The sequence below is a fragment of the Halomonas urmiana genome (assembly GCF_005780185.1).
GTDB classification, from domain to species: domain Bacteria; phylum Pseudomonadota; class Gammaproteobacteria; order Pseudomonadales; family Halomonadaceae; genus Halomonas; species Halomonas urmiana.
Genome location: NZ_VBUI01000004.1, coordinates 57,086 through 82,544, shown reverse-complemented (window position 1 = coordinate 82,544; position 25,459 = coordinate 57,086). Strand labels below are relative to the sequence as shown.

Sequence of the window (25,459 nt, the reverse complement as noted above, 5' to 3'; positions counted from 1 at the left end):
TCGGCACTACACCATATGGCGGCGCAGGTCGCCTCGCACGGTGTCGAGCAGGGTGATGAAGCGCGTGTCGCGACCGCTATCGGTGCGGTCGACGCGCACCACGCTGCTCATGCCGCGATCGATATTCAGCTGGTCGAAGATCTCCAGGGTGAGCTTTTCGGCCGGCTGGCTGCCGGGCTCGAGGCGCCCCGAGGCAAGGGTGAAGGTGGTCAGCAGGGTGGCGCGCACTCGGGTGGACCCGCCTTCGGCCAGCACGCGGCGCACGAACAGCCAGCCCTCGCAGGCCAGTGCCGTGTCGCCGTGATCGCGCAGGAAGAGGGTGCGATAGCTGGCGCCCTCACTGGCGCCCTTCTCGGCCATGCTGCGATAGGCGTCGGTCATGCGCGTGGCGGAGACCTTCGACGTCTCGAGGCGCTGACTCGCCGCCTGGTGTTCGCGGTCGAGCCGGGCCTGATGCTGAAAGCTCAGCCAGCGCCGGTAGTCGCTGATCAGGGTGGTGTCATCCATGGAGGCATCCAGGCGTGGAGGGTGGATGGGAGACGCGCTAGGGGAAGGCGCCCGGCGGATGTCATTCGCATATCATGATGCAGTCCGCCAGGCAGTCCGTCAGGCCTGGCGCGAGCCGCCGCGACCGCCGCGCCGACGCCGCGGGGCGCGGGCCTCGTCGCCACCGTTGCGCTGGCCGGCGGCCTGGCCCTGGCCCTGGCGACGCTGTCCCTGGCCGCCACCACCGCCACCGCGCTTGCCGCGGCCGTTCTCGATCGGCTCGGGCTTGGCGTTGGGGTCGGGCTCGAAGCCGGGCTCGATGTGCTTCTCGAGGTCGCGCTTGATCAGCCGCTCGATGCCCGTGAGCAGGCCGTGTTCGTCGACACAGACCAGCGACACGGCCTTGCCTTCGCTGCCGGCCCGGCCGGTGCGGCCGATGCGGTGCACGTAATCCTCGGCCACGTTGGGCAGCTCGAAGTTGACCACGTGGGGCAGCTCCTCGATGTCCAGGCCGCGGGCGGCGATGTCGGTGGCCACCAGCACCTGCAGGTCGCCGGTCTTGAAGGCGGCCAGCGCCTTGGTGCGCGCCGACTGGCTCTTGTTGCCGTGGATCGCCATGGCCGGAATGTCCTGCTTGGACAGTTGTTCGGCCAGGCGGTTGGCGCCGTGCTTGGTGCGGGTGAACACCAGCACCTGCTGCCAGTCGTGGCGGATGATCAGGTGCGCCAGCAGGTCGCGCTTCTTCTCGCGATCGACGCGGTAGATCGCCTGATCGACGAGCTCGGCGGTGGTGTTGCGACGCGCCACCTCGATCATCGCCGGGTCGTCGAGCAGCTTGTTGGCGAGCGCCTGGATCTCGTTGGAGAAGGTGGCCGAGAACAGCAGGTTCTGGCGTTTCTCCGGCAGCACGCGCAGGATCTTCTTGATGTCGTGGATGAAGCCCATGTCGAGCATGCGGTCGGCTTCGTCGAGCACCAGGATCTCGACCTTGGAGAGGTCGACATGCTTCTGCTGCTGCAGGTCGAGCAGGCGGCCGGGGGTGGCCACCAGCACGTCGAGGCCCTGGCGGATGGCGTCGACCTGGGGCTGCTGGCCGACCCCGCCGAAGATGACGTGGGACCTGAGCGTCAGGTGGCGCCCATAGTCGGCCACGCTCTCGCCCACCTGGGCGGCGAGCTCGCGGGTCGGGGTCAGCACCAAGGCGCGGACCTGGCGCTTGGCCGGGCGGGGGCCCTCGGCGAGGCGCTGCAGCATCGGCAGGGTGAAGCCGGCGGTCTTGCCGGTGCCGGTCTGGGCGCTGGCCAGCAGGTCACCGCCCTTGAGGACGGCGGGAATCGCCTGATGCTGGATCGGGGTCGGGGTGGTATAGCCCTGTGCCTCGACGGCACGGAGCAGTTCGGCACGCAGGCCGAGGTCGGAAAAGGTCATGCGGTCTCCGCAGAGACGCCCTGGTTGCGCCGCGTCGTTTCGACGTGGTCAGTCCCTGGCCAAGGCGTGGAAAAGGAATCTGGCGCGGCAGGAGGGACCATCGATCGCCGCGTGGCGCGTATTATGCCATAGCGCCTGGGTTAGCGCAGCCGTTTGATTTCTTCGGCGATCTCGTCGACCACGTCGTCCCAGCCGCGGCCCAGGGCGCGCACCAGGGCGGGATAGCCGTCGCGCGCCAGGGGCACCTCGACCGCGAAGGGTGCAAGCGCCTCGAGCGTGCCCTCGCCGTCGCGCAGCTGCCACTGGCCCGCCACCACCGCCTGGCCGTCGTGACGGCCATGGAAGCGGTCCACCGTCAGGCGCAGGGTGGCGGCGACTTCCCGGCGTTCGCCGGCGGCCTCCGCCATGATCCGGGTGTCCGGCAGGCGGGCGGCCAGGCGCTCCTTCAGGCGGCGTTCGAGCTGCAGGCCGAGGGGCTCGGCCCACAGGTGTCCGCTCGCCTCGTTGAGGGTGATGTCGTCGAGCTTGAGCACCAGGCCGTCGACGGCGAGGAAGCGGGCCAGCGTCGGCCGGGCGACGACCAGCCGGTGGGCGGCCTCGGCCCCGGCCACGCCAGTGGGGCCTGCCATGGCGTCATCGGGGAGGGTGTAGCGGTTGGACGGCGGGGCATCGGTGGCGCAGCCGGCCAGCCACAGCGCAGCCAGGGCGGCCGCAAGGGCTTTGATTGCGCTCATGGCGAGCTTCCTTGCTGGGGGGAGGTCGGCGCCCGGGGGATCGGGTCCTCGGTGTCCAGGCGATCGAAGAGCAGGGCGCTGGGATTGTCTCGCAGGGTGCGCGCGGTGGGCTGCAGGTCGCGCAGCAGTCGCTCGAGCTGCGCGAGGGTCGTGCTGAAGTCGCGGTACGCGCGGGACTCCGGCGACACGCCGTCGAGGGTGGTGCGCAGCGACTCGAGGGTGGCATTGAGATTGCCGGGCAGCTCGCGCATGCCGGGCTCCTCGATCAGGCTACGCACGCTTTCGGTGAGCGCATTGACCTGCTCGAGGGTGGCCTCTGAGGCATCGAGGTTGCGATCTAGCCCGGCTAGCAGCGGCTCGAGCTCCAGGCCATTGAGCTTGTCGAGCAGGGCCGTCACCTGCGCCTCGATCTGGGCGAGGCCGCTGGAGGTCGTGGGGAAGACGGTGCGCTCGGCGAAGGTCTCGGCGACGTAGTCGATCTCGGCGTTACCCGCTTCGTCGCGCTGGAAGTTGAGGTCGACGAACAGCGCCCCGGTCAGCAGGCTGCCGCTCTTCAGCGAGGCCGTGAGGCCTAGCCCGAAGAGCCGTTCGAAGCGCTCCCGCCACTGCTCGAGGTCGAGGGACTCGGCATCGACGCCCAGGCGCTGGGGTTCGATGCGAATCAGCACCGGGATGGCGAAATTGTCGCGGGAATCGGGCTGGGGCGCGCTGAACTGCCAGGGCACCGTGGCCACGGTGCCGACGCGCACGCCGCGAAACTCCACCGGCGCCCCCCGGGAGAGGCCGCGCACGGTGTCCTCGATCAGCAGCACGTACTCCAGGTAGCGACTGAGGGTGCCCTGTCGGGCGCTCTCCTCGTCGGGGTAGAGGGTGAAGGTGGTGTCCGCCTCCACCGGCCTGCCCTGGGGGAGATCCTCGGGCACGCCGAAGGTGACGCCGCCGCCGAGCAGCGCCTCCAGGGAGTCGATGTTGACCCGGACGCCCTCGGAGTCGAGACGCAGGTCGACGCCGCTGGCGGCCCAGAAACGGGTGCCGTCGGTGACCAGGTCGTGGTAGGGGCTCTCGATGAAGAGGCGATGGTGCATGCGTCGGGTGGTGCCATCGAAGTTGGCCTCCTCGACGCGGCCGACGGTGAGGCCCTGGAAGGTGACCGGGTCGCCGACACTCGGCGCGTTGCCGAGCTGGCTGATCAGGTTGATGCGCAAGCCCTTGGCGCCGGCCGGGGAAACCGGCGGCTGGTCGCTGACCTCGAACTCCCGGGCGTCGATCTCGCTCTGGCCCGGCTCGAGCTGAATGTAGGCGCCGGACAGCACCGTGCCCAGGCCGCTGATCCCCTCGCGGCCGATGCGCGGCTTGACCACCCAGAAGCGGCTGTCCTCGACCAGCATGTCGTCGCTATCCGGGCTCATGCGGGCGGTGATCACCGCGCGGCTCAGGTCCTCCGAAAGGTGCACCCGCTCGACGCGCCCGACCTCGACGTTGCGCGTCTTGATCAGGGTGTTGCCCGCCTCGATGCCCTCGGCGCTGTCGGTGATCAGGGTGATTTCCGGCCCGCGGCTGCGGTAGTTGTCGAAGACCAGCCAGGCGCCGATCAGGATCGCCACGATGGGCACGATCCAGATCGGCGACAGCCGCGCCTGGGGCGTGGCGCGGGCGCGGTGCCCGTCTCGCTCGGACGGGGCGGGGGTGTCGGTCATGGCGAGTGTCCTTGGGCGGGTCGGGCGTCACGCGGCAGCGGCGCGTCCCAGAGCATTCGGGGGTCGAAGGTCATGGCGGCGAGCATGGTGATGACCACTACGCTGGCGAAGGCCAGGGCGGCGGGGCCCGGGGAGATCGACAGCAACGCACCGGCGCGGATCAGCGCCACCAGGATCGCCACCACGAAGACATCGACCATCGACCAGCGGCCGATGAACTCGGTGAGGCGGTAGAGCCGCGTGCGGGTCGCCGCGTTGAGTTCGTTGCTGCGTTTGGCCACCAGGCACAGCCAGGCCAGGGCCACCAGCTTGCCCACCGGCACGATCACGCTGGCGACGAAGATCACCACGGCCACCGGCCAGGAGCCCATCTGCAGCAGCTGTACCACGCCGCCGATGATGGTGGAGGGGGTGTCGTGGCCGAGGCTCGTGGTGGTCATGATCGGGTAGAGGTTGGCCGGCAGGTACATCACGGTGGCGGCCGCCAGCAGCGCCCAAGTGCGCTGCTGGCTATCGGGCTTGCGGGCATGCAGGCGCTCGCCGCAGCGACGACAGCGGCCGTGGCCCTCGCCGTCCAGGCGGTTGACCAGGCCACAGGTGGCGCAGCCGGCCAGCCCCTGTGAAGCGGCGGTCTCGCCGGTGCGCGCGCCCTCCGGGGCCAGGGGCTCGCCGGCCAGGGAGAACCACATCCAATCGGCGTCCAGCGACTGGGTGGTCAGCAGCAGCAGCAGGGCGAAGGCACAGAAGGCCCAGAAGGAAATGCCGAGCCCCACCTCGGCCATGCCGGCGATCTTGATGAGGCTCACCAGGGCCCCGACGATGAAGACATCGGCCATCATCCAGGGGTGAAGATGCGAGAGCGAGCGGGCGATGCTGCGGCTGGCCGGTAGCGGATCGCCGCGCAGCAGCCCCGCCTGCAGCCACACCACGCCCACCAGGTAGACGGCGGGCAGCACGCCGATGGTCAGCACCACCGCGATCGCCACCAGCGGCTGGTGAAAGCCGATCAGGGTGGTGGCGGTCTGGGTCAGCTCGATGCGATTGCCGATGCCGCTGACGGTGAAGCTGATGAAGGGGAAGGAGACGGCCAGTGCCAGCGCGATCAGTGAGGCGAGCGCCAGCGCCATGCTGCGCTGGGCCGGGCGGTGGTGGCGGGTGGCCAGCACGTGGCCACAGCGCGGGCATTCGGCCTTCTCGCCGCCGTGCAGCGGCGGCAGCGCCGTCAGCCAGTCGCATTCGTGGCAGGCTCGCAGCCGACGCCGTGAGGTGCGCGTCTCCGGCGGCGAACGATCCACCAGTGGGGTCCCCCGGGGCAGGGCGGGGGCGCGTAGGGCAGGCCTGGGCACGGCGATGAGGGTCTCCTGGCGGTGAAATCGACACGCAGAAAGTGTGTCACGTTGACGCGGGGGGCACCATAGTCAAACATGCACGCCTGAATGTTCCTGAGGAGACGACATGATAGTGCCCGCGATGGCGGTGGTGGCAGGCCTGGTCCTGCTGGTGTGGAGCGCCGAGCGCTTCGTCGACGGGGCCGCAGCGACCTCGGCGCGACTGGGGCTCTCGCCGCTGCTGATCGGCATGCTGGTGATCGGCTTCGGCACCTCGGCCCCGGAACTGGTGGTCTCCGCCCTGGCGGCCAGCCAGGGCAACCCCGGCCTGGCGCTGGGCAACGCCTTCGGCTCCAACATCGCCAACATCGGTCTGATCCTGGGCCTGGTGGCGCTAATCTCGCCGCTGGCGGTGCACTCCGGCGTGGTGCGCCGTGAGCTGCCGGTGCTCGGGGCCGTCACCCTTGGCACCGCCGCCCTGCTGTGGGGCGGCGTGATCGACCGCTGGGAAGGCGCGCTGCTGCTGGGTCTGCTGGGCGCGTTCATCGGCTACAGTATTTACCTGGGCCTGCGTCAGGGTGGCGATGTGCTGGGCAGCGAGACAGAGGAGAGCCTGGAGACGCACCCCATGTCGCTCAGGGCCGGACTGGTCTGGACCGGGGTGGGCCTGGTGCTGCTGGTGATCAGCTCGCGGGTGCTGGTGTGGGGGGCGGTGGCCATCGCCCAGGGCTTCGGCGTCAGCGATCTGGTGATCGGCCTGACAGTGGTCGCCGTGGGCACCTCGCTGCCGGAGCTCGCCTCCTCGATCAGCGCGCTGCGCCGCCGCGAGCACGACCTGGTGCTCGGCAACGTGGTGGGCTCGAACCTCTTCAACACTCTCGGCGTGGTGGGCCTGGCCGCGGTGATCGCGCCCATCGAGGCCGGTCGCGAGGTGCTGCTGCGCGACTGGAGCCTGATGATGGTCATGACGGTGATACTGGCGGTCTTCGCCATGGGCTGGCGCGGCCGGGCAGGGCGCATCAACCGCGTCGAGGGGGCCGTTCTGCTGGCGATGTTCCTCGGCTACACCGCCTACATGGTGAACCTGGTGGTCGGCGGCGGTTCGGCCTGACGCCTTGCTGCGACAACGCGACACGGCGCGGAGGCCCGAACTGTCTCCCCTTGAGGTGAGTCCGAGGAGTATGATGATTTCATGATCTGAGGAATGCGGGCATTCGATGTCGATATCGCCGGCCCCCATGCGGGGCCGCACAGCGACGTTGCGTGGCCGTTCCCCGATCGACAAGAATGCGGCAGGGTGCCAGCGCCCCACGCACAAGAGCACGTCCAGTGCCCGACGCATCCCGTACTCACGACCCGCAGGAACGAGGAGTGCCTCATGGAACTGGATCCCCTGCTGCTATCGAGGCTGCAATTCGCCTTCGTGGTGGCCTTTCATGCCATCTTTCCGGTGTTCACCATCGGCCTGGCGTCCTACATCGCCCTGCTCAACGGGCTCTTCTTCAAGACCGATAATCCCGCCTGGGATCGCCTGGCGCTGTTCTGGACCAAGGTCTTCGCCGTGGTCTTCGGCATGGGCGTGGTCTCGGGCATCGTCATGTCCTTCCAGTTCGGTACCAACTGGAGCAACTTCTCCCAGGCGGCGTCGAACTTCCTCGGCCCGGTGCTGAGCTACGAGGTGGTCACGGCCTTCTTCCTCGAGGCGGCCTTTCTCGGAGTGCTGCTGTTCGGGCGCGGTAAGGTGCCTCAGGGCGTGCATCTCTTCGCCGCCATCATGGTCGCCATCGGCACCTTCATCTCCTCGTTCTGGATCCTCTCGGCCAACAGCTGGATGCAGACCCCAGCCGGCGTCGAGCTGATCGAGGGCCGCTTCCACGTCACCGACTGGAGCGAGGCGATCTTCAATCCCTCCTTCCCGTACCGCTTCGCACACATGGTGCTGGCGTCGTTCCTGACCGGTGGCTTCGTGGTGGCCGGGGTCAGCGCTTGGTATCTGCTGATCGGCCGCGACCGCGAGGCCAACCGCAAGGCGCTCTCCATGTGCCTGTGGCTGCTGCTGGTGCTGGCGCCGACTCAGGCGGTGGTCGGCGACTTCCACGGCCTCAACACCCTGGAGCACCAGCCGACCAAGGTGGCCGCGATGGAGGGCAACTGGGAGCGCAGTTCGAACACGCCGCTGCTGCTGTTCGCCTGGCCCGATCAGGAAGCCCAGGAGAACCGCTTCGAAATCGGCATTCCGGGCCTCGCCAGCCTGATCCTGACCCACCACGTCGAAGGCGAGGTGCCCGGTGTCAGCGAGGTGCCCCCCGAGGAGCAGCCACCGGTGTGGATCGTCTTCTGGTCGTTCCGGATCATGGTGGCCTTGGGTTTTGCCATGATCGGCGCCGCGCTGGCCGGCCTCTGGCTGCGTCGTGGAGGCCGGGTCTATGAGCATCGTGGCTTCCTGCAGCTGATGCGCGTGATGACCATCACCCCCTTTATCGCGGTGCTGGCCGGCTGGGTGGTCACCGAGACCGGCCGCGCGCCCTGGGTGGTCTACGGCCTGATGAGCCACGCCGAGGCACTGACGCCTTCGCTGACCGGCGGCATGGCCCTGTTCACGCTGGTCGGCTATATGGCCGTCTATGCGGTGGTGTTCCTGTGCGGGGTCTACTACCTGACCCGGGTGGTCCGCCAGGGCATGCTGCCCGAGCCCGCCCACGACGACGAGGTGCACCGGCCCAAGCGGCCGCTGTCGGCCGCCCATGTGCCCTTCGAGGACGCCTCCAGCCAACCGGGAAGGAGCTGAACCATGGCCATGTTCGATCTGAGTATCATCTGGGCCGTGATCATCGGCTTCGGCGTGATCATGTACGTGCTGATGGACGGCTTCGACCTGGGCGTGGGGATCCTCTTCCCCCTCGCCCCGGACGAGGAGTCCCGGGACGTGATGATGAACACGGTAGCGCCGGTGTGGGACGGCAACGAGACCTGGCTGGTGCTTGGCGGGGCGGGCCTGCTGGGCGCCTTCCCGCTGGTCTACTCGGTGTTTCTGCCGGCGCTCTATCTCGGCGTCTTCCTGATGCTTGCCGGGCTGATCTTTCGCGGCATCGCCTTCGAGTTCCGCTTCAAGTCCCACCGCAATCGCCACTGGTGGAACCGCGCCTTCTGCTGGGGCTCCGCCGTGGCCTCCTTCGCCCAGGGGGTCGTCGTGGGCGCCTATATCCAGGGCTTCCCCGTCGAGGACTTCGTCTACGTCGGCGGCCCGTTCGACTGGCTGACCCCGTTCAGCGTGCTCACGGGCCTGGGGCTGATGGCCGGCTATGCGCTGCTCGGCGCCACCTGGCTGATTCTCAAGACCGAGGGCCCGCTCCAGGAGTGGGCCTATCGGCTCGCGCCGCGCTTGCTGCTGGCGGTGCTCGGCGTGTTCGCGATCATCAGCCTCTGGACGCCCTTCGTCGACACCGGCGTGCGCGATCGCTGGTTCGGCCATCTGCAGCTGATCTGGATCTTCCCGGCGCTGGCGCTCGCCTGCGCGGGGCTGCTGTGGCGCGCCGTTCGCCAGCGGCGCGAAGGCCAGCCCTTCATCGCCACCCTGGGGCTGTTCGTCTTCACCTATCTGGGGCTGGTGGTCAGCAAGTGGCCGGTGATCGTGCCGCCGGACTACACCATCTGGGACGCCGCCTCCGACCCGGGCTCCCAGCTCTTCCTGCTGATCGGCGTGCTGTTCGTGATCCCCATCGTGCTGGCCTACACCGCCTGGTCCTACTGGGTGTTCCGCGGCAAGGTCCGCCCCGGCGAGGGCTATCACTGAGGTGAAAGCCGATACCGATGCCGAGGCGCCCGGGCTCACGGCCCGGGCATGGCTGTCGCGCCTCGCCGAGGGTGAACGGCGCTACCAGCGCCTGGCGCTGCTGGCCGGGGGAGCGGTCGGGATCGCGACCATCGTCCAGATGGCGCTGCTCGCCGCGCTGATCAGCGCCCTGCTGATCGACGAGCGAGCGCTCCAGGACCTCACCCCCTGGCTGCTCGGCTTGGCGGCCACGCTGTTCCTGCGGGCGCTGGCTCAGTGGGGGCAGGAGGTGGCCGGCCAGGCGGCGAGCCTGCGCATCCGCCGGCGAGCCCGCGCCGAGCTGCTCGATCACCTGGAGCGCCTGGGGCCGGTGCGTCTCACCGGTCACCACGGCGCGGGGCTCGCCCAGCGCCTGGTCGATCAGGTCGAGGCCCTGGACGGCTACTTCTCCCGCTACCTGCCTCAGCAGGTGCTGGCGGTGGCGATCCCGCTAATGATCCTCGTGGTGGTGGCCTGGCTCGACTGGCTGGCCGCCTTCTTCCTGCTGATCTCGGCGCCTTTGATCCCGCTGTTCATGGCTCTAGTGGGCATGGGCGCCGAGCGCCTGAACCAGGAGCAGTTCAGCGCCGTGGCGCGTCTGGCCGGGCACTTCATCGACCGGGTCCGCGGCATCACCACGCTGCAGCTCTTCGGGCGCACCGCTCAGGCCACCCGCGAGGTGGAGGCCGTGGCGGACGACTACCGGCGGCGCAGCATGCGCACCCTGCGCCTGGCCTTCCTCTCCTCGGCGGTGCTGGAGTTCTTCTCCTCCGTGGCCATCGCGGTGGTGGCGATCTACGTGGGCTTCGCCCTGCTGGGCTACATCGACTACGGGCCGGCCGATGAGCTGACGCTCCTCACCGGCCTGCTGGTGCTGTTGCTGGCGCCGGAGTTCTTCCAGCCGCTGCGCAGCCTGGCCCAGCACTATCACGACCGGGCCGCGGCCCTGGGCGCCGCCGCGGGCCTGGTGACGCTGCTTCAGGAACCCCCCGACGCCGGGCGGGGCGCCGAGCCCGTCACCAAGGCTGAGCCGGGGCGACCGATGGCGCCCGATAGCCTGCTCGAGCTGGACGGCGTCACGCTGTCCCACGTGGGGCGCGGCCGGGTGCTGGGGCCGCTGGACCTTCGCCTTTCGTGCGGCGAGACGCTGGTGGTGACGGGGCCCTCCGGGGCCGGCAAGTCGAGCCTGCTGCAGCTGATGGCGGGCTTTCTCGCCCCGACCGAGGGCGAACGGCACCTGGCCGCCGACGCCCGCTTCGCCTGGCTGGACCAGCGTCCGCTGCTGATCCAGGGCAGCCTCGCCGATAACCTGCGCCTGGCTGCGCCGGAGGCCAGCGACAGCCAGATGCGCGAGGCGCTCGCCCGGGCCGGGCTCGCGGCGCTGCTCGAGCGCCTGCCCGACGGGCTCGAGACCTCGCTTGGCGAGCGCGGCGAAGGGCTTTCGGGGGGGCAGGTGCAGCGCCTGGCCCTGGCCCGCGTGTTCCTCTCGCCGGCGCCGCTGGTGCTGCTCGATGAGCCGACCGCGAGCCTGGATGCCCGGACCGAGGCGCGGGTGATCGAGGCCCTGGGGCGGCTGGCCGCCGAGGGGCGCACGCTGGTCATCGCCACCCACCATCCGGCACTCCTGGCACTGGCCGACCGCCGGCTGGCGCTCGAGGCCGCCCTCGTTCGGGAGACCGTCGATGCCTGATTCGCGAGACGCCTCGCTGATCGCCACCCTGCGCCCCTGGTGGCGGCTGCTCGATCGTCGTCGCGGGCGGCTGCTCGCCGGGGCGGGCCTGCTGCTGCTCACCGTGGCCGCGGGGATCGGCCTGCTGGCGCTCTCGGGCTGGTTCATCACCGCCACGGCGCTGACCGGCCTGGCGCTCGCCGCCGGGCTCTCGGTGGGCCTGGACGTCTACGTCCCCGGCGGCGGGATCCGCTTCTTCGCCGTCACGCGCACCGTCTCGCGCTATGTCGAGCGGCTCTACAACCACGATACCGTGCTGCGCCTGCTGGCCGACCTGCGCGGCCGGCTGTTCGGCGTGATGGCCGGGCTCGACGGGCACACCCTGTCGCGGCGCCGTGCCAGCGACTGGCTCGATCGCCTCACCGCCGATATCGACACCCTCGATGGCCTCTACCTGCGGCTGCTGGCTCCGGCCGCCGTGGCGCTGCTGGCCATCCTGGCGCTGTCGGGCCTGCTCGCCCTGTGGCTGCCCCGCGCCGGTCTCGCCGCGCTCGCGCTGCTGCTCTCGGCCTGGCTGTGGCTCACCCTGGGCCAGGCCCGGTGCGGCATGGCCGCGAGCCGCGGACAGATCGAGGCGCTGGAGGCGCTGCGCGGCCGATTGTTCGAGCACCTGCGGGGGCTCGCCGAGCTCGAGACCTATGGCAGCCTGGCCGCCCATCGCGCTCGGCTCGACGCCATCGAACGCCGCCTGCAGGTCGATCAATGGCGCTTGGCTCGCGTCGCGGCGCTGGGCACGGCCCTGGCGGGACTCGCCGTCGGCGCCACTTGGCTCGTCGTCCTGGTACTGGCGGCGCTGGCCTGGCAGGCCGGCGCGCTCGCAGGCCCGGTGATGGTGCTGATGCCGCTGGCGGTGATGGCGCTGAACGAGGCGCTGGCCGCGCTGCCCATGGCCTTCACGCGGCTCGGCGCGACGCGGGCCGCCGCCGAGCGCCTCAACGCCCTGGAGGCCGCCCGTGGGACCAGCGTCGCCGCGGTCTTGAAAGAGGCGAGCGAGGCGCCGCCCCGCGGTCCCCTCGGCGTGACCCTTGATGCGGTCGGCCTGCACTATCCCGGCGCCCTGCAGCCGGCGCTTTCGGGCCTCTGTCTCTCGCTCCCGGCGGGCCGACGACTGGCGCTGTGCGGCGCCTCGGGGGCCGGCAAGTCCAGCGTGGCCCAGCTGCTGACGCGACAGCTCGCGCCGAGCGCCGGGCGGATCACGTTTGGCGGCGTTGCCCTGGAGGCGATCGGCGAGGCGACGCTGCGGGAGCGGGTGGCCTGCCTCACCCAGCGGGTCGAGCTCTTCGACGACAGCCTGGCCGCCAACCTGCGCCTGGGTGACCCCGAGGCGGACGCGGCGCGGCTGTGGCGGGCGCTGGCGATGGTCGAGCTCGCCGACTGGGCGGCCGCGCTGCCCGATGGCCTCGAGACCCGAGTGGGCGAGGGCGGCCGCCGGATCTCCGGTGGTCAGGCCCGCCGCCTCGGCCTGGCCCGGCTGCTGCTGCGCGAGCCGGAGCTGGTGATCCTCGACGAACCCTTCGCCGGGCTCGATGCCGCCACCGCGGCGCGGCTGGCCGACCGTCTGGATGAGTGGCTTGCCGGGCGGAGCGTCGTTTACCTGGTGCACCAGCTCGGCGAGGCGGTCGATCCGCCGGGTATCGATCATATCCTGACCCTTTGCAACGGCACGCTTTGCGCGGAAGGTCAGGATGTTTCAGGATGGGACCGATGATTTCCCATGAGGTGTGCCATGCATGACTTCCTCAGGCGCCTGCCCAAGGCCGAACTCCACCTGCACATCGAGGGCTCCCTGGAGCCTGAGCTGATGTTCTCCTTGGCCGAGCGCAACGGGATCCGCCTGCCCTACGACTCGGTGGAGGAGGTCCGCGCGGCCTACGATTTCACCGACCTGCAGTCCTTCCTGGATCTGTACTATCAGGGCATGAGCGTGCTGCGCACCGCCGAGGATTTCCATGACCTCGCCATGGACTACTTTCGCCGCGCCAGCGACGAGGGAGTCGTGCACGTGGAGATGCACGTCGATCCCCAGGCGCACTTGGCGCGCGGCGTCGAGCTGCCGGTGGTGATGGAGGGGCTCTCCCTGGCGCGGCGCCGGGCCTGGCGGGAGCTCGGCCTCTCGTCCGCGTTGATCCTGGCCTTCCTGCGCGACCGTCCGGCCGAGGAGGCGATGGAGATGCTGGAGCGCGCCGCCCCCTACTGGGAGATGCTCGATGGCGTGGGCCTGGACAGCGCCGAGCAGGGTAACCCGCCCGAGAAGTTCGTCGCGGTCTTCCGCTTCGCCCGCGAGCTCGGCATTCCCCGGGTGGCCCATGCCGGGGAGGAGGGACCGCCCGAGTATATTCGCCAGGCGCTGGACCTGCTGGACGTCTGTCGCATCGATCACGGCGTGCGCTGCCTGGAGGACCCGGCGTTGGTGGCTCGGCTGCGCGACGAGCAGGTCGTTCTCACCGTCTGCCCGCTCTCCAATGTGCGCCTGCGGGTGGTCGAGCAGATGGCCGACCATCCCCTGCCGCAGCTGCTCGAGGCTGGCCTGAGGCTGACCCTCAACTCCGATGATCCCGCCTACTTCGGCGGCGGCATGCTGGCCAACTTCGAGGCCTGCCACGACGCCTTCGGCTGGTCGCGGGAGACCTTCGTGGCGCTGGCCGGCAACGCCCTCGAGGCCGCCTTCATGAGCGACGAGCGCCGCCAGGCGCTGCTGCGCCAGCTCGCCAAGGCGCGCTGAGACGCGCTGAGGGCTTGCCGGGGCCAGTGACACGAGCCGGGTCGTCTGCTTCGTCCCCGTCTCGTCACCGGCACTCTGGCTGGCGGCCTGACCCCCTGATCTCACGCCAACACATGGACCCCCGGCCTCGCCGGAGTTCCATGCATCGTGGGGGGCGTCGGGCTCGGACCAGCTTTCTCTACGATCAGGTGGGCGTAGGGGCGTCGCGCCGGTGCTGGCGGCGCCCGCCGCTCCAGGTCTCGGCCACCGTGCGGTCGTCGCCGAGCATCATCAGCGCGAAGAGCGTCTCGGCGAGGCTCTGGCTGCGGGCCGTGCGCCGGGCCATCAGTGGGGTGGCGGCGGGGTCGAGTACCACGAAATCCGCCTCCATGCCCGGGGCGAGCCGGCCGATGCGCTCGTCCAGGGAGAGCGCTCGGGCGTTGCCCAGGGTCAGCCCGTAGAAGCCCTGCCAGGCAGTGAGCGGTTGGCCGCGCAGCTGGCCGACCTGGTAGGCGGCCTTGAGGGTGGCGAGGCCCGAGAGGTCGGTGCCGCCGCCCACATCGCTGGCGTAGCTGATGGCGAGGCCGGCCTCCCGGGCGGCGAGTCGATCGAACAGGCCGCTGCCCAGGAAGAGATTGGAGCTCGGGCAGAAGGCCAGGTTGGCGCCCCGCGCCGCCAGTCGCCCGCGCATCTCCTGGTCGAGGTGGATGCCGTGGGCGAAGGTGCTGCGGGGGCCCACGAGCCCCGACTGCTCGTAGACCTCGAGGTAGTCGCGACTCTCGGGGAAGAGCTCGGCCACCCAGTCGAGCTCGCCGGTGTTCTCGGCGAGGTGCGTCTGCAGCCACAGGCTTGGATCGTTGCGCAAGAGCCCGCCGGTGGCATCGAGCTGCGCCCGGGTGGAGGTGGGCGCGAAGCGCGGCGTCAGGCTGTAGCCGAGCCGGTCCCGGCCGTGCCAGTCGGCGACCAGCCGCTCGCTGTCGCGGATGCCGCCCCGGGTATCGTCGCAGAGCGCCTCGGGCGCATGGCGATCCATCAGCACCTTGCCGGCGAGCATGCGCAGGCCGCGCTCGCGGCAGGCGGTGAAGAAGGCATCCACCGAGCCGGGGTGGCTCGAGCAGAATACCTGGGCGGTGGTGGTGCCGACGCGGAGCATCTCGTTCAGGAAGGCCGCCGACTGGGCTCGGGCGTGCTCGTGAACGGCGAAGCGGCACTCCTCGGGGAAGGTGTAGTCGTTGAGCCAGTCGAGCAGCTGGCGGCCCCAGGAGGCCATGATCTCCAGCTGCACGTAGTGCACGTGGCTGTCGATGAAGCCGGGCACGATCAGCTTGCCGCGATGATCGACGATCTCGATGCCTTCGGGCAGCTCGGGGGCCAGCCGCGCCCAGGTGTCCAGCGCACGGATGCGGCCGTTCTCGATCCACAGGGCGCCATCTTCGACATGGCGCACGCTCCCCGCGGCGGGCGTATCGCCCTCACCGGGGTCGGTGTCGAAGCTCAGCAGGTCGGCGCGCAGCACGCGCGCAGTGTCAGGGTTCATCACATCCAGGATCATGTCGTCGGGGCTCGTCTCGGGAGTCGTGAAAGGGGCGTGACGGTCGGCATCAGGCCGGCGCGCTCGGCGCATCGCGCAGGGTATCGCCCAGGACCGCGCGCAGTTCGGCCGGGTCGAGGCCGCGCCGGTCGGGGCGCTCCTCGCTGGCCATCAGCGGCAGCAGCTCGGCAATGGTGGCAAGCGCGATGGCGTAGGGCGTCTTGTCGCCGCCCGTGCCGCCGGCCGCCAGGCCGATGGGGCAGCGCACCGTGGCAAGCGCCGCCTCGTCGTGGCCGGCATCGCCCAGCCGGCCAAGAAAGCTCGCCCACTTGCTGCGCGAGCCGATCAGCCCCAGCGAGCCCGTGTCGCCGCGGGTGAGCAGGGCATCCACCAGGGCGCGGTCCTCGGCGTGATCGTGGGTCAGCACCAGGGCATGGGCGCCGGGTGGCAGGGCGGCCACGGCCGCGGACGGATCGGGCGCCTGGCGACATTCGAGCCGCGGCGTCTCGGCGGCCCACTCGGGGAAGACGCCCTCGCGGCTATCGTGCCACAGCAGCCGCCACGGCAGCGGGGCGGCCAGGCGCACCAGCGCCTGGCCCACGTGGCCGGCGCCGAAGATCGCCAGCGTCGCGGCGCTGCCGGGGAAGACCTCGAGCAGCACGTTGACGAAACCGCCGCAGCACTGGCCGCTGCGCCCGCCCAGGGAGAAGGCCTCCAGGCTCATGCCGGCCTCGACGCGGCCCTCGGTGCCGGCCAGGCGGTGTCGGGCGGCCTCGATGGTCTGCCACTCGAAGGTGCCGCCGCCCAGGGTGTCATAAACGGCATCCTCGGTGATCACCATGCGCGCGCCGGGTTCCCGGGGGGTGGAGCCGGCGCTGGTGACCTGGGTCGCCAGCACGTGGGGCCGCCCCTCGCGCTGCAGGCGGTGCAGGGCGGCGTGCCAGCTCTCCGGTCGCGTGTCCGTGGCGCTCATGCGGGTTCCTCCTGGCCCACCGTCCGCGCTTCGTGGCGGGCGCGCAGCGCCTCGGCGGCCATCAGCACCCGTTCCGGGGTGGCCGGGGTGTCGAGCGCGGGACTGACCCGATAGTCGGCGAGGCTCGCCAGGGCATCGCGCAGCGCCGACCACACCGAGATGGCCAGCATGAAGGGCGGTTCGCCCACGGCCTTGGAGCGATAGATGCTGGCCTGGGAGTTGGGGTGGCCCTGCAGCAGCTCGACATTGAAGGTCGGCGGCAGGTCGCCGAAGGCCGGGATCTTGTAGGTGGCCGGGCCGTCGGTGACCAGCCGGCCGGCGTCGTTCCACTTGAGCTCCTCGCTGGTCAGCCAGCCCATGCCCTGGATGAAGGCGCCCTCGATCTGGCCGATGTCGATGGCCGGGTTCAGGGAGTCACCGACGTCGTGGAGGATGTCGGCGCGGCTGACCCGGTACTCGCCGGACAGGGTGTCCACCTCCACCTCGGCCACCGCGGCCCCATAGGCGTAGTAGTAGAAGGGCCGCCCGCGGCCGGTGGCGCGGTCGTAGTGGATCAGCGGGGTGGCGTAGAAGCCCTTCTCGGAGAGCGAGATCCGACCCAGGTAGGCCGCCTGGATGAGCTCGCCCCAGGAGATGCGCCGCTCGGCCTCGCCGATGCCGGCCACCAGGTGGCCGTCCTCCAGGCGCATGGCCTCGCGGTCGAGCCCGCCGGCGTCGCGATCGAAGTGCGCGGCGGCGAAGTCGAACAGCCGCTCGCGCAGCTTGCTGGCGGCGTCCCGGGCGGCCTGGCCGTTGAGGTCGGCGCCGCTGGAGGCGGCGGTGGGCGAGGTGTTGGGCACCTTGTCGGTGCGGGTCGCGCTGATGCGCACCCGCTCGAGATCGAGACCGAGCTCCCGGGCCACCACCTGGCAGACCTTGGTATGCAGGCCCTGTCCCATCTCGGTGCCGCCGTGGTTGATCATCACGCTGCCGTCGGTGTAGACGAGCAGCAGGGCGCCGGCCTGGTTCAAGTGTTGCACGGTGAAGGAGATGCCGAACTTCACCGGCGTCAGGGCCAGGCCCTTCTTGACGATCGGGCTTCGGGCATTGAACGCGGTGATCTCGCGCCGGCGCGCCCAGTAGTCGCTGCTCGCCTCGAGCTGGGACACGATGTCACGCAGCAGGCCGAGCTGCTCGACCCGCTGGCCGTAGTGGGTGACGTCGCGGGGCGTGCCATCTGGGTCGGTGGCGCGATAGAGGTTGCGCTGGCGGATGGTCAGCGGGTCCTCGCCCAGGTGGCGGGCGATGTCGTCCATGGCCTGCTCGATGATCATCATGCCCTGGGGACCACCGAAGCCGCGGAAGGCGGTGTTGGAGGCCGTGTGGGTGCGGGCGCGCTGGCCGGTGACCCGGGCGGCGCCCAGGGAGTAGGCGTTGTCGGCATGGAACATGGCGCGATCGACGATGGCATCGGAGAGATCCGGCGAGTAGCCGCAGTCGCCGATCACCGTGATCTCGCCGCCGGTGAGCACGCCCTGGTCGTCGACGCCGAGCCGGTAGCGGTTGTGGAAGGGGTGGCGCTTGCCGGTGGCGCGGGTGTCCTCGGCCCGGGGCAGGCGCAGCTTGGTGGCCCGGCCGGTGCGCCGGGCGATGAGGGCGGCGATGCAGGCCCAGGGCGAGGCCTGGGTCTCCTTGCCGCCGAAGCCGCCGCCCATGCGGCGCATCTCCATGGTCACCGCGTGGAAGGGGATGTCGAGCACCTCGGCGACCAGCTTCTGGGTCTCGCTGGGGTGCTGGTTGGAGGTGTAGACCATCACCCCCTCGTCCTCGGTGGGCTGCGCGAGGCACGCCTGGCCCTCCAGGTAGAAGTGCTCCTGGCCGCCGACGAACTGCTCGCCCTCCAGCACATGGGAGGCCTCGTCCAGGGCACGTTGCCAGTCGCCGCGTTCGTGATGGTGAGTGGGGCGCACGAACTCGCCGCGCTCCGCGGCCGCCACCGGGTCGAGGCTGGCCGGACGCTCGTCGATCTCGATCACCGCCTCCTTCACCGCCAACCGCGCGGCATGATGGCTCTCGGCGGCCACGGCGAACAGGCACTGGCCGACGTAGCTGATCTCGTCGCTGGCGAACAGCGGGTCGCCGGGGAACACCGGGCCGATGTCGGTATGGCCGGGCACGTCGGCCAGGGTGATGACGTCCACCACGCCGGGGGCGGCCTTGACCTTCTCCAGCTCGAGTCGGTTCAGCCGGCCATGGGCCACCGGCGACAGGCCCAGCGCCACGTGAAGGCAGTCTCGCGGGACCGGCAGGTCGTCGATATAGGCGGCTCGCCCGGTGACGTGCTTGACCGCGCTCTCGTGGGCGCGGGCGCTGCCGGCGCTACCCTGAGGGGCGACGGTCTCACGGGCCAGCGGCGCGTCGCCCTGGTTGCGCTGCCGGGGGCGCTGATCGGCGGAGTCGGGCGAGTTGGCACGCGCATCATCGGGCGCGGTAGAAAGCCTAGTGAGCGTACGCATCGAGAGTCACCTTGGTCGCAGAGTCGCGGTTGTCGCTGTTGTTGTCGGCCGGGTCGCCGTCGGCGGCGATCATCAGGCGCAGGCGTTCGAGCAGGTTGCCGGCGGCGACGCGGCGGTAGTTCCCACTGCCGCGCACGTCCGTCATCGGCGCGAGCTCCTCGGCGAGCGCCTTGCGGGCGGCGGAGAAGGCCTCGGCATCCGGGGTACGGCCCTCCAGGGCGGCCTCGGCCGCCGGGGCGCGACGGGGAATCGCCGCCATGCCGCCGAAGGCCAGGTGGACGTCGCGCATCACGCCGTCCTCCAGGCGCCAGGCGAAGGCGCCCAGCACCGCGGAGATGTCGTCCTCACGGCGCTTGGAGAGCTTCCATACCTTGAGGTGAGTGGCGCTGTCCGGGCGTGGCAGGAAGATCGCGGCGATGAATTCATCCTCGGCCAGCGCCGTGCACTTGTAGTCGAGGAAGAAATCGGCGAGCGGCAGTTCGCGGCTGCCGCGGGGGCCGTCCAGGCGCAGGCGGGCGTCCAGGGCCAGCAGCACCGGCGGGGTGTCGCCGATCGGCGAGGCGTTGGCGACGTTGCCGCCCAGGGTCGCCCGGTGGCGAATCTGCGAGGAGGCGAAGCGGTGCATCAGGTGCTCGAAGGCCGGATAGGGTTCGGCGAGCAGCGGCATCAGCCGGGCCAGGGTCACGGCGGCGCCGATCCACCAGCCCGCCTCCACCTCCTCGATGGCGTTCAGCTCGGCGACCTGGCGCACATCGATGAGATCCTCCAGCGACTTGAGCTGCTGGGTGGTCTCCAGCCACAGGTCGGTGCCTCCGGCCACCAGTCGCGCGGCGGGGCGCTTGGCCTTGAGGGCGCGCAGGGCGGCGAGGTCCTGGGGCGCCACGTAGTGGCCATCGGCGGCGGGCTCGCCGCTGCGCGGGCGGCGCAGCCAGGCGACGCTGCCGGCCAGTCCGGGGTCCTCGGCCCAGGCCGGGTCGGCCGCCGGGTAGTCGTTCATGCAGAGGGCGGCATCGCGGATCGGCCGGTAGCCGGTGCAGCGGCAGAGGTTGCCGCCGAGCGCCGCCTCCAGGCGTTCCTGGGTCAGCGGGGCGGGGGGCTCTTCACCACCCCGGCGCTGCTGCTCGTAGAGGGTGAACAGCGACATCACGATGCCCGGCGTGCAGAAGCCGCACTGGCTGCCGTGGCAGTCGACCATCGCGGCCTGGGCCGGGTGGAGGCGCTCGCCCGAGGCCAGCCCCTCCACGGTGACCAGGTGGCAGCCGTCGAGCTGGTGGGCCGGCGTGATGCAGGCGTTGGCGCTGTGGTAGAGCAGCTCGCCGCCGCCGGCGTCGGGCTCGCCGATCGCCACGGTGCAGGCGCCGCAGTCACCGGAGGCGCAGCCTTCCTTGGTGCCGGTCTGGCCGAGGTGGGTGCGCAACAGCTCGAGGATGCTGGTGTCGGCGGTCACGTCGCTGCAGCGCTGCCGCCTTCCGTTGAGATAGAAGTCGATCATGGTCGGCTCCGTTTGTGGTTGTAGTGGCCGAAGCAGGGAATATTTTAATTCTTGACCAAATGGTCAGCTTTAGCAAGGTCCGCCGGCAGATTTTTTGGCTGGACGCGGCGCGAATTGCCTAGTGGGGCGCCTCTCAGGCAAGCTCATGGCCGGAACGTCCCGGTCGACAGCAGCGAGGGCCCATGGCCAAGGCAGAACACCCCAGCGAACAGGAAGGCGGCGCCATCCGCCGGCGCAACGAGCAGGCGATCCTGGCGGCCGCGGAGCGAGTCTTCGCCCGACACGGCTACCGGGGGGCGAGCCTCCAGGCGATCGCCGAGGAGGCGGGCCTGCCGAAGTCCAATGTCCTCTACTACATGGGCAGCAAGCGCACGCTCTACGTTCGTCTGCTCGAGCGGATGATGGAGCGCTGGAACGTGATGCTCGACGACATCTCCGCGGAAGACGACCCCGCCGAGGTGCTCTCCGCCTTCATCCGTTCCAAGATGCAGATGTCGCGCCGTCACCCCGAGGGCTCGCGGCTGTTCGCCAGCGAGATCCTCGGCGGGGCGCCCTTCCTGCAGGAGTACCTGAGCGGCGAGCTGCGCGACTGGGTGCAGAGCCGCGCCGCGGTGTTTCGCGAGTGGGCCGACCGGGGCCTGATGGATCCGGTCGACCCGGTCTGGCTGATCTTCCTGATCTGGTCCTCCACCCAGCACTACGCCGACTTCGAGGCTCAGGTGCTGGGCATCACCGGCCGCGAGGCGCTCGACGACGACGACCTGGAGGACATCACCGACTTCCTGACCCGAGTGGTGATCAAGGGCTGTGGGGTCCGGCATCCCACGCAGACGGAGGCGGCGAGAGGAAATCACGCCCATTCCTGACCTGACCCGGGTGGTGATTGAGGGCCGTGGGGTGAAGCACCCCGCGGCCCTCGGCGAGGATCCGTTCTCCCTCACTGGGCGGTGAGCAGCATCAGCACCGAGAGGGCCGCGGAGACCCACATCGCCGGCTTGATCTCATTGATCCGCCCGGTCAGGGCCTTGATCAGCACGAAGCTCATGAAGCCGAAGGCGATGCCGAGGGTGATCGAGTAGGTCAGCGGCATCAGGATGATCGCCAGGAAGGCCGGCAGTGCCTGATCGAAGTGGGCCCAGTCGATCTTGGCGATGGGCGCCATCATGAAGAGCCCCACCAGCACCAGGGCCGGCGCGGTGGCGACCCCGGGCACCAGCGACAGCAGCGGCGACAGGAACAGGAAGGGCAGGAAGAGCAGGGCGATGACTACGGCCACCAGGCCCGTGCGTCCGCCCTGGGCGACCCCGGCGCCGGATTCGATGAAGGTCTGGGCGGCGCTGGTCCCAAGCGGCGCGGCGATCATCGAGGCGAAGGCATCCACCGTCATCGAACGCTTGAGGTTGCGCGGGTTGCCGTCCTCGTCCTTCAGGTCCGCCGACTCCGACAGCGCCATGAAGCAGGAGAGCGCATCGAAGAAGTTGGTGAACAGCATCACGAAGATGAACGGCAGGTAGGCGACCTTCAGAGCGCCGAGGATATCGACCTGCATCACGGCGCCGAAGTCGGGCCAGGCGGCCAGGCCGTTCCAGGCGACCATCACCTCGTCGCCCCACAGCCGGCCCATGGGCGCGGCCAGCAGCGTGGTCAGGGCGATGCCCATGATCAGCGCGCCGTTGAAGCGCAGGATCACGAACACCCCGGTGGCCACCAGGCCGAGGAAGAAGGTCGCCAGGCTCGCGTCCATGTTGCCCAGGGTGACCAGGGTGGCGTCGCTGCCGACGATGAAGCCGGCGTTCTGCAGGCCGATGAAGGTGATGAAGAGCCCGATGCCGCAGGTGATGGCGTAGCGCAGCGACAGCGGGATGGCCTCGATGATCGCGCGGCGCACGTTGAACATCGCCAGCACCGCGAACATCACCCCGGACCAGAAGACGCAGCCCAGCGCCACTTCCCAGGTGAGGCCCGCACCCAGCACCAGGGTGTAGGTGAAGAGCGCGTTCATGCCCATGCCCGGCGCCACCAGGATGGGGTTACGCGCATAGAGCCCCATGGCCAGGCTGCTCATGAAGCTGATCAGCACCGTGGCCGAGAGCGCCGCGGAGAAGGGGATGCCGGCATCCGAGAGCACGGCCGGATTGACCACGATGATGTACATTCCGGCCAGAAAGGTGGCGATGCCGGCCAGGATCTCGGTCTTCAGCGTCGAGCCGCGCCGACTGACGCCGAACCAGCGGTCGAGCAGCGGCAATCCGGCGCCGGGAGACGATGCCGCGCGCGGGTGCCCGTCGGCGTGGGAGGTGGAGGTCTGTTGCATACCAAAACCTATTGTTGTTGTGTACGGAAAATCGAAACTGACATTTCCTGACCTATCGGTCAAGTCGCGAGAGTCAAGGCTAGTGCCGGATGAGCTCGCCGGCAAGCCGGCCACGCGACGCGACTTTCAACGACCCCTGCCATCCGTGCGAGCCCAGAGGCCGCTGGGCGGGGGCGACCAACCAGAGTGAATGAATGAACTGCGGTGACGATCCTTCAACGACCTCCCTGCCCATCGACGCGCGCCTGGACGAGATCCAGGCCGCCCTGGCCGCCCATTCCCGGGCGCTGCTGGTCGCCGAGCCCGGCGCCGGCAAGACCACCCGGGTGCCGCTCGCGCTGCTCGACGCGCCCTGGTGTCGTGACGGGCGGCTCCTGCTGCTGGAGCCGCGTCGGGTGGCGGCGCGGCTGGCGGCCGGCTTCATGGCCGAGTCGCTGGGTGAGCGGGTCGGCGAGACGGTGGGCTATCGCATGCGCGGCGAGAGCCGAGTCGGGCCGGCTACCCGGCTCGAGGTGGTCACCCAGGGCGTGCTGACCCGCATGCTCCAGGAGGATCCCATGCTCGAGGGGGTGGCGGGGGTGATCTTCGACGAGTTCCACGAGCGCAGCTTGGAGGCCGACCTGGGGCTCGCCCTGACCCTGGACGCTCAGCAGGGCCTGCGTGACGACCTGCGCCTGCTGGTGATGTCGGCGACCCTCGACGTCGACGCCCTGCTGGGCGTGCTCGGCGAGGCCACGCCGGTGATCGACTGCCCGGGGCGCAGCTTCCCCGTCGAGACGCGCCATCGCCCGTTGCGCCCGCGTGAGGACGCCGCCCGCCAGCAGGCCGCGGCGGTGCTCGAGGCACTGGACGAGACGCTCCCGGATGAAGCGAGGACGGGCGATGCCCTGGTGATCCTGCCCGGGGTGGGCGAGATCCGCCGCCTGGCCCGGGAGCTGGCGGCACGGGCGCCGGAGCTCAGCATCGTGGAGCTGCACGGACGCCTGGCGCTGGAGGCCCAGCGGCGCGCCCTGCGCCCGGACCCCGAGGGGCGGCGGGTGGTGCTCGCCACCGCGATCGCCGAGTCGAGTGTCACCGTGGACGGTGTGCGCCTGGTGATCGACGCCGGCCAGGAGCGGGTGCCGGTCTTCCAGCCGCGCACCGGGCTGACCCGGCTGGCGACGCGTCGCGTCAACCGGGCCAGCGCCGACCAGCGCCGCGGCCGCGCCAGCCGCCAGGGGCCGGGGCGCTGCGTGCGGCTATGGGCCGAGGAGCAGCCGTTGATTCCCCACGGCGAGCCGGAGATTCGCCAGGCGGATCTCTCGCCGCTGGCCTTCGAGCTGGCGCGCTGGGGCATCACCGACCCGGGCGAGCTTTGCTGGGTGACGCCGCCCCCCGCCGGGGCACTCGCGGCCGGGCGCGCGCTGCTGACGCGCCTCGGCGTGCTGGACGCCGCCTGTCATCTCACCGCCCTGGGCCGCGCCTGCGTGCGCTGGCCGACCCATCCGCGCCTGGCGGTGATGCTGGAGCGCGCGGCCGAGCTCGAGGCCTGGCCGCTCGCCTGCGCCCTGGTGGCCGCCCTGGAGGGGCGCGATCTCGATCAGGAGCGTGACCTGGAGCGGGCGCTCGCCGCGCGACTGGCCGCGCCGAAGGCGCATCGCCAGTGGCATCAGGAGGCGCAACGCCTGGCGCGCATCGCCGGCGTGGGGCTTTCCGCGGCAGGAGGGGATGCGATCAGTCTGGCGCCGCTGGGCGAGCTCCTGGCGCTGGCCTACCCGGAGCGCATCGGCCAGCGACTCGAGCCCGGGCGCTTTCGCCTGGCGGGCGGGACGCTCGCGACCCTGCCCGAGGCGCATCCGCTGGCCCATGCGCCGCTGCTGGTGGCCGCCGAGCTTGACGGCGAGGCCAGTGGCGCGCGGATCTTCCGCGCAGTGGCGCTGGCGCCCGAGCGGCTCGAGGCGCTCTATCCCGAGACCCGCGAGTGGCGAGCGAGCCTCGAGTGGTCCGACGCCCAGGGCCGGATGCTCGGCGAGCAGGTGCGCGGGCTCGACGGCGTGGTGCTCGAGCGTCGGCCGCTGCATCGGCTGCCGCCGGAGGCGGTGAAGGCCGCCCTGCTGGCGGCCCTGCGGCGCCGCGAGCGGCTGCCCTTCGGCGACGAGGCCGAGCAGCTGCGCGGCCGGGTGGCGCTGCTGCGCCGAGCCTTTAACCGTAACGGCGAAGAGGGCGGCGACGACGCTGCCGGCAAAGCAGAGGGTGCCTGGCCGGACTGGTCGACGTCGGCCCTGCTCGAGACCCTGGAAGCGTGGCTCGGGCCCTACCTCGACGGCGTGACCCGCCTCGAGACGGTGGAGCAGCTGCCGCTTGCGCACATCCTCACCGATTCGCTGGCGTGGCCGCTGCGCGCGCGCCTCGACGCGCTGGCGCCGCCGCGCCTGTCGGTGCCCAGTGGTGCCAGCCATCGGCTGGACTACACGCCGTGCCTTGCGGGCAAGCCGCCGGTGCTGGCGGTCAAGCTGCAGGAGTGCTTCGGCTGGCAGGGCTCGCCGCGGGTCGCCGACGGGCGCGAGCCGGTGCTCCTGCACCTGCTCTCGCCGGCGCGGCGGCCGCTGCAGGTCACCGCCGACCTGGCGAGCTTCTGGGCCAACGGCTATCCGGAGGTGCGCCGCGAGATGCGCGGCCGCTATCCCAAGCACCCCTGGCCGGAGGATCCGCTCGCCGCTGAGGCGACCGCCCGCACCAAGCGGCGCGGCTGAGCAAGGTG

General features: G+C 70.7%; 18 protein-coding genes. 8 read left to right on the top strand and 10 right to left on the bottom strand.

Features of this window, described 5'->3' with window-relative positions; translation table 11 throughout:
• Window positions 1-6: 6 nt before the first annotated feature.
• From FEI13_RS03645 to FEI13_RS03625, 5 genes are all read right to left on the bottom strand, one after another.
• The gene (locus FEI13_RS03645) at window positions 7-507 is read right to left on the bottom strand and encodes a hypothetical protein (protein ID WP_138179639.1); all 501 of its coding nucleotides are present in this window, start codon (window positions 505-507) and stop codon (window positions 7-9) included.
• A gap of 99 nt (window positions 508-606) precedes the next feature.
• Window positions 607-1,914 (bottom strand): DEAD/DEAH box helicase, encoded by a 1,308-nt coding sequence (locus tag FEI13_RS03640; RefSeq protein ID WP_138179637.1) that lies wholly within the window; start codon window positions 1,912-1,914, stop codon window positions 607-609.
• A 140-nt stretch (window positions 1,915-2,054) separates the two neighbouring features.
• The gene (locus FEI13_RS03635; protein ID WP_138179635.1) at window positions 2,055-2,648 is read right to left on the bottom strand and encodes a PqiC family protein; all 594 of its coding nucleotides are present in this window, start codon (window positions 2,646-2,648) and stop codon (window positions 2,055-2,057) included.
• The gene (gene pqiB / locus FEI13_RS03630) at window positions 2,645-4,345 is read right to left on the bottom strand and encodes an intermembrane transport protein PqiB (RefSeq protein WP_138179633.1); all 1,701 of its coding nucleotides are present in this window, start codon (window positions 4,343-4,345) and stop codon (window positions 2,645-2,647) included. The genes FEI13_RS03635 and pqiB overlap by 4 nt, the downstream gene beginning before the upstream one ends.
• Window positions 4,342-5,691 carry a paraquat-inducible protein A gene (locus tag FEI13_RS03625; RefSeq protein ID WP_138179631.1) on the bottom strand — a complete coding sequence of 450 codons (1,350 nt, stop codon included), beginning with the start codon at window positions 5,689-5,691 and terminating at the stop codon, window positions 4,342-4,344. The genes pqiB and FEI13_RS03625 overlap by 4 nt, the downstream gene beginning before the upstream one ends.
• A 109-nt stretch (window positions 5,692-5,800) precedes the next feature.
• Here FEI13_RS03625 and FEI13_RS03620 point away from each other — a divergent pair, with 109 nt between their 5' ends.
• The 6 genes from FEI13_RS03620 to FEI13_RS03595 all read left to right on the top strand — a co-directional run bounded on the left by FEI13_RS03620 (window position 5,801) and on the right by FEI13_RS03595 (window position 13,935).
• Window positions 5,801-6,784, top strand: coding sequence for a calcium/sodium antiporter (locus FEI13_RS03620; protein ID WP_138179630.1), 984 nt, complete (start codon window positions 5,801-5,803; stop codon window positions 6,782-6,784).
• A 267-nt stretch (window positions 6,785-7,051) separates the two neighbouring features.
• On the top strand, window positions 7,052-8,461 hold the full coding sequence (locus FEI13_RS03615; RefSeq protein ID WP_138179628.1) for a cytochrome ubiquinol oxidase subunit I: 1,410 nt from the start codon (window positions 7,052-7,054) through the stop codon (window positions 8,459-8,461).
• A gap of 3 nt (window positions 8,462-8,464) precedes the next feature.
• Window positions 8,465-9,466 carry a cytochrome d ubiquinol oxidase subunit II gene (gene cydB / locus FEI13_RS03610; RefSeq protein ID WP_138179626.1) on the top strand — a complete coding sequence of 334 codons (1,002 nt, stop codon included), beginning with the start codon at window positions 8,465-8,467 and terminating at the stop codon, window positions 9,464-9,466.
• A gap of 1 nt (window position 9,467) precedes the next feature.
• Window positions 9,468-11,174, top strand: coding sequence for a thiol reductant ABC exporter subunit CydD (gene cydD / locus FEI13_RS03605; RefSeq protein ID WP_138179624.1), 1,707 nt, complete (start codon window positions 9,468-9,470; stop codon window positions 11,172-11,174).
• Entirely contained in the window at window positions 11,167-12,921 is a 1,755-nt protein-coding gene (cydC, locus tag FEI13_RS03600; protein ID WP_138179622.1) for a thiol reductant ABC exporter subunit CydC, read from the top strand. Before cydD ends, cydC begins: the two co-directional genes overlap by 8 nt.
• Window positions 12,922-12,939: 18 nt before the next feature.
• On the top strand, window positions 12,940-13,935 hold the full coding sequence (locus FEI13_RS03595) for an adenosine deaminase (protein WP_138179620.1): 996 nt from the start codon (window positions 12,940-12,942) through the stop codon (window positions 13,933-13,935).
• Window positions 13,936-14,119: 184 nt separating this feature from the next.
• Here FEI13_RS03595 and guaD read toward each other — a convergent pair whose 3' ends face one another.
• The 4 genes from guaD to xdhA all read right to left on the bottom strand — a co-directional run bounded on the left by guaD (window position 14,120) and on the right by xdhA (window position 20,405).
• Window positions 14,120-15,451, bottom strand: coding sequence for a guanine deaminase (gene guaD, locus FEI13_RS03590; protein ID WP_138179618.1), 1,332 nt, complete (start codon window positions 15,449-15,451; stop codon window positions 14,120-14,122).
• A 64-nt stretch (window positions 15,452-15,515) separates the two neighbouring features.
• On the bottom strand, window positions 15,516-16,418 hold the full coding sequence (gene xdhC / locus FEI13_RS03585) for a xanthine dehydrogenase accessory protein XdhC (protein ID WP_138179616.1): 903 nt from the start codon (window positions 16,416-16,418) through the stop codon (window positions 15,516-15,518).
• A complete protein-coding gene (gene xdhB / locus FEI13_RS03580; protein WP_240036410.1) occupies window positions 16,415-18,913 on the bottom strand; it encodes a xanthine dehydrogenase molybdopterin binding subunit in 2,499 nt (832 codons plus the stop codon). Before xdhB ends, xdhC begins: the two co-directional genes overlap by 4 nt.
• Window positions 18,897-20,405 (bottom strand): xanthine dehydrogenase small subunit, encoded by a 1,509-nt coding sequence (xdhA, locus tag FEI13_RS03575; RefSeq protein ID WP_138179614.1) that lies wholly within the window; start codon window positions 20,403-20,405, stop codon window positions 18,897-18,899. The genes xdhB and xdhA overlap by 17 nt, the downstream gene beginning before the upstream one ends.
• A 182-nt stretch (window positions 20,406-20,587) precedes the next feature.
• Between xdhA and FEI13_RS03570 the strand changes: the two genes are divergently transcribed.
• Window positions 20,588-21,271, top strand: a complete 684-nt coding sequence (locus FEI13_RS03570) for a TetR/AcrR family transcriptional regulator (protein ID WP_138179613.1) — start codon at window positions 20,588-20,590, stop codon at window positions 21,269-21,271.
• A 71-nt stretch (window positions 21,272-21,342) separates the two neighbouring features.
• Here the strand turns inward: FEI13_RS03570 and FEI13_RS03565 are convergent, their stop codons facing one another.
• The gene (locus FEI13_RS03565) at window positions 21,343-22,719 is read right to left on the bottom strand and encodes an NCS2 family permease (protein ID WP_138179611.1); all 1,377 of its coding nucleotides are present in this window, start codon (window positions 22,717-22,719) and stop codon (window positions 21,343-21,345) included.
• A gap of 194 nt (window positions 22,720-22,913) precedes the next feature.
• Here FEI13_RS03565 and hrpB point away from each other — a divergent pair, with 194 nt between their 5' ends.
• Window positions 22,914-25,451 carry an ATP-dependent helicase HrpB gene (gene hrpB, locus FEI13_RS03560; RefSeq protein WP_138179609.1) on the top strand — a complete coding sequence of 846 codons (2,538 nt, stop codon included), beginning with the start codon at window positions 22,914-22,916 and terminating at the stop codon, window positions 25,449-25,451.
• Window positions 25,452-25,459: the final 8 nt, after the last annotated feature.

Excerpts from the sequence above, each read along its gene's own strand:
- FEI13_RS03645 (WP_138179639.1), bottom strand. The coding sequence starts at position 507 with ATGGATGACACCACCCTGATCAGCGACTACCGGCGCTGGCTGAGCTTT.
- FEI13_RS03640 (WP_138179637.1), bottom strand. The coding sequence starts at position 1,914 with ATGACCTTTTCCGACCTCGGCCTGCGTGCCGAACTGCTCCGTGCCGTC.
- FEI13_RS03635 (WP_138179635.1), bottom strand. The coding sequence starts at position 2,648 with ATGAGCGCAATCAAAGCCCTTGCGGCCGCCCTGGCTGCGCTGTGGCTG.
- pqiB (WP_138179633.1), bottom strand. The coding sequence starts at position 4,345 with ATGACCGACACCCCCGCCCCGTCCGAGCGAGACGGGCACCGCGCCCGC.
- FEI13_RS03620 (WP_138179630.1), top strand. The coding sequence starts at position 5,801 with ATGATAGTGCCCGCGATGGCGGTGGTGGCAGGCCTGGTCCTGCTGGTG.
- FEI13_RS03615 (WP_138179628.1), top strand. The coding sequence starts at position 7,052 with ATGGAACTGGATCCCCTGCTGCTATCGAGGCTGCAATTCGCCTTCGTG.
- cydB (WP_138179626.1), top strand. The coding sequence starts at position 8,465 with ATGGCCATGTTCGATCTGAGTATCATCTGGGCCGTGATCATCGGCTTC.
- cydC (WP_138179622.1), top strand. The coding sequence starts at position 11,167 with ATGCCTGATTCGCGAGACGCCTCGCTGATCGCCACCCTGCGCCCCTGG.
- FEI13_RS03595 (WP_138179620.1), top strand. The coding sequence starts at position 12,940 with ATGCATGACTTCCTCAGGCGCCTGCCCAAGGCCGAACTCCACCTGCAC.
- guaD (WP_138179618.1), bottom strand. The coding sequence starts at position 15,451 with ATGAACCCTGACACTGCGCGCGTGCTGCGCGCCGACCTGCTGAGCTTC.
- xdhC (WP_138179616.1), bottom strand. The coding sequence starts at position 16,418 with ATGAGCGCCACGGACACGCGACCGGAGAGCTGGCACGCCGCCCTGCAC.
- xdhB (WP_240036410.1), bottom strand. The coding sequence starts at position 18,913 with ATGCGTACGCTCACTAGGCTTTCTACCGCGCCCGATGATGCGCGTGCC.
- xdhA (WP_138179614.1), bottom strand. The coding sequence starts at position 20,405 with ATGATCGACTTCTATCTCAACGGAAGGCGGCAGCGCTGCAGCGACGTG.
- FEI13_RS03570 (WP_138179613.1), top strand. The coding sequence starts at position 20,588 with ATGGCCAAGGCAGAACACCCCAGCGAACAGGAAGGCGGCGCCATCCGC.
- FEI13_RS03565 (WP_138179611.1), bottom strand. The coding sequence starts at position 22,719 with ATGCAACAGACCTCCACCTCCCACGCCGACGGGCACCCGCGCGCGGCA.
- hrpB (WP_138179609.1), top strand. The coding sequence starts at position 22,914 with ATGAACTGCGGTGACGATCCTTCAACGACCTCCCTGCCCATCGACGCG.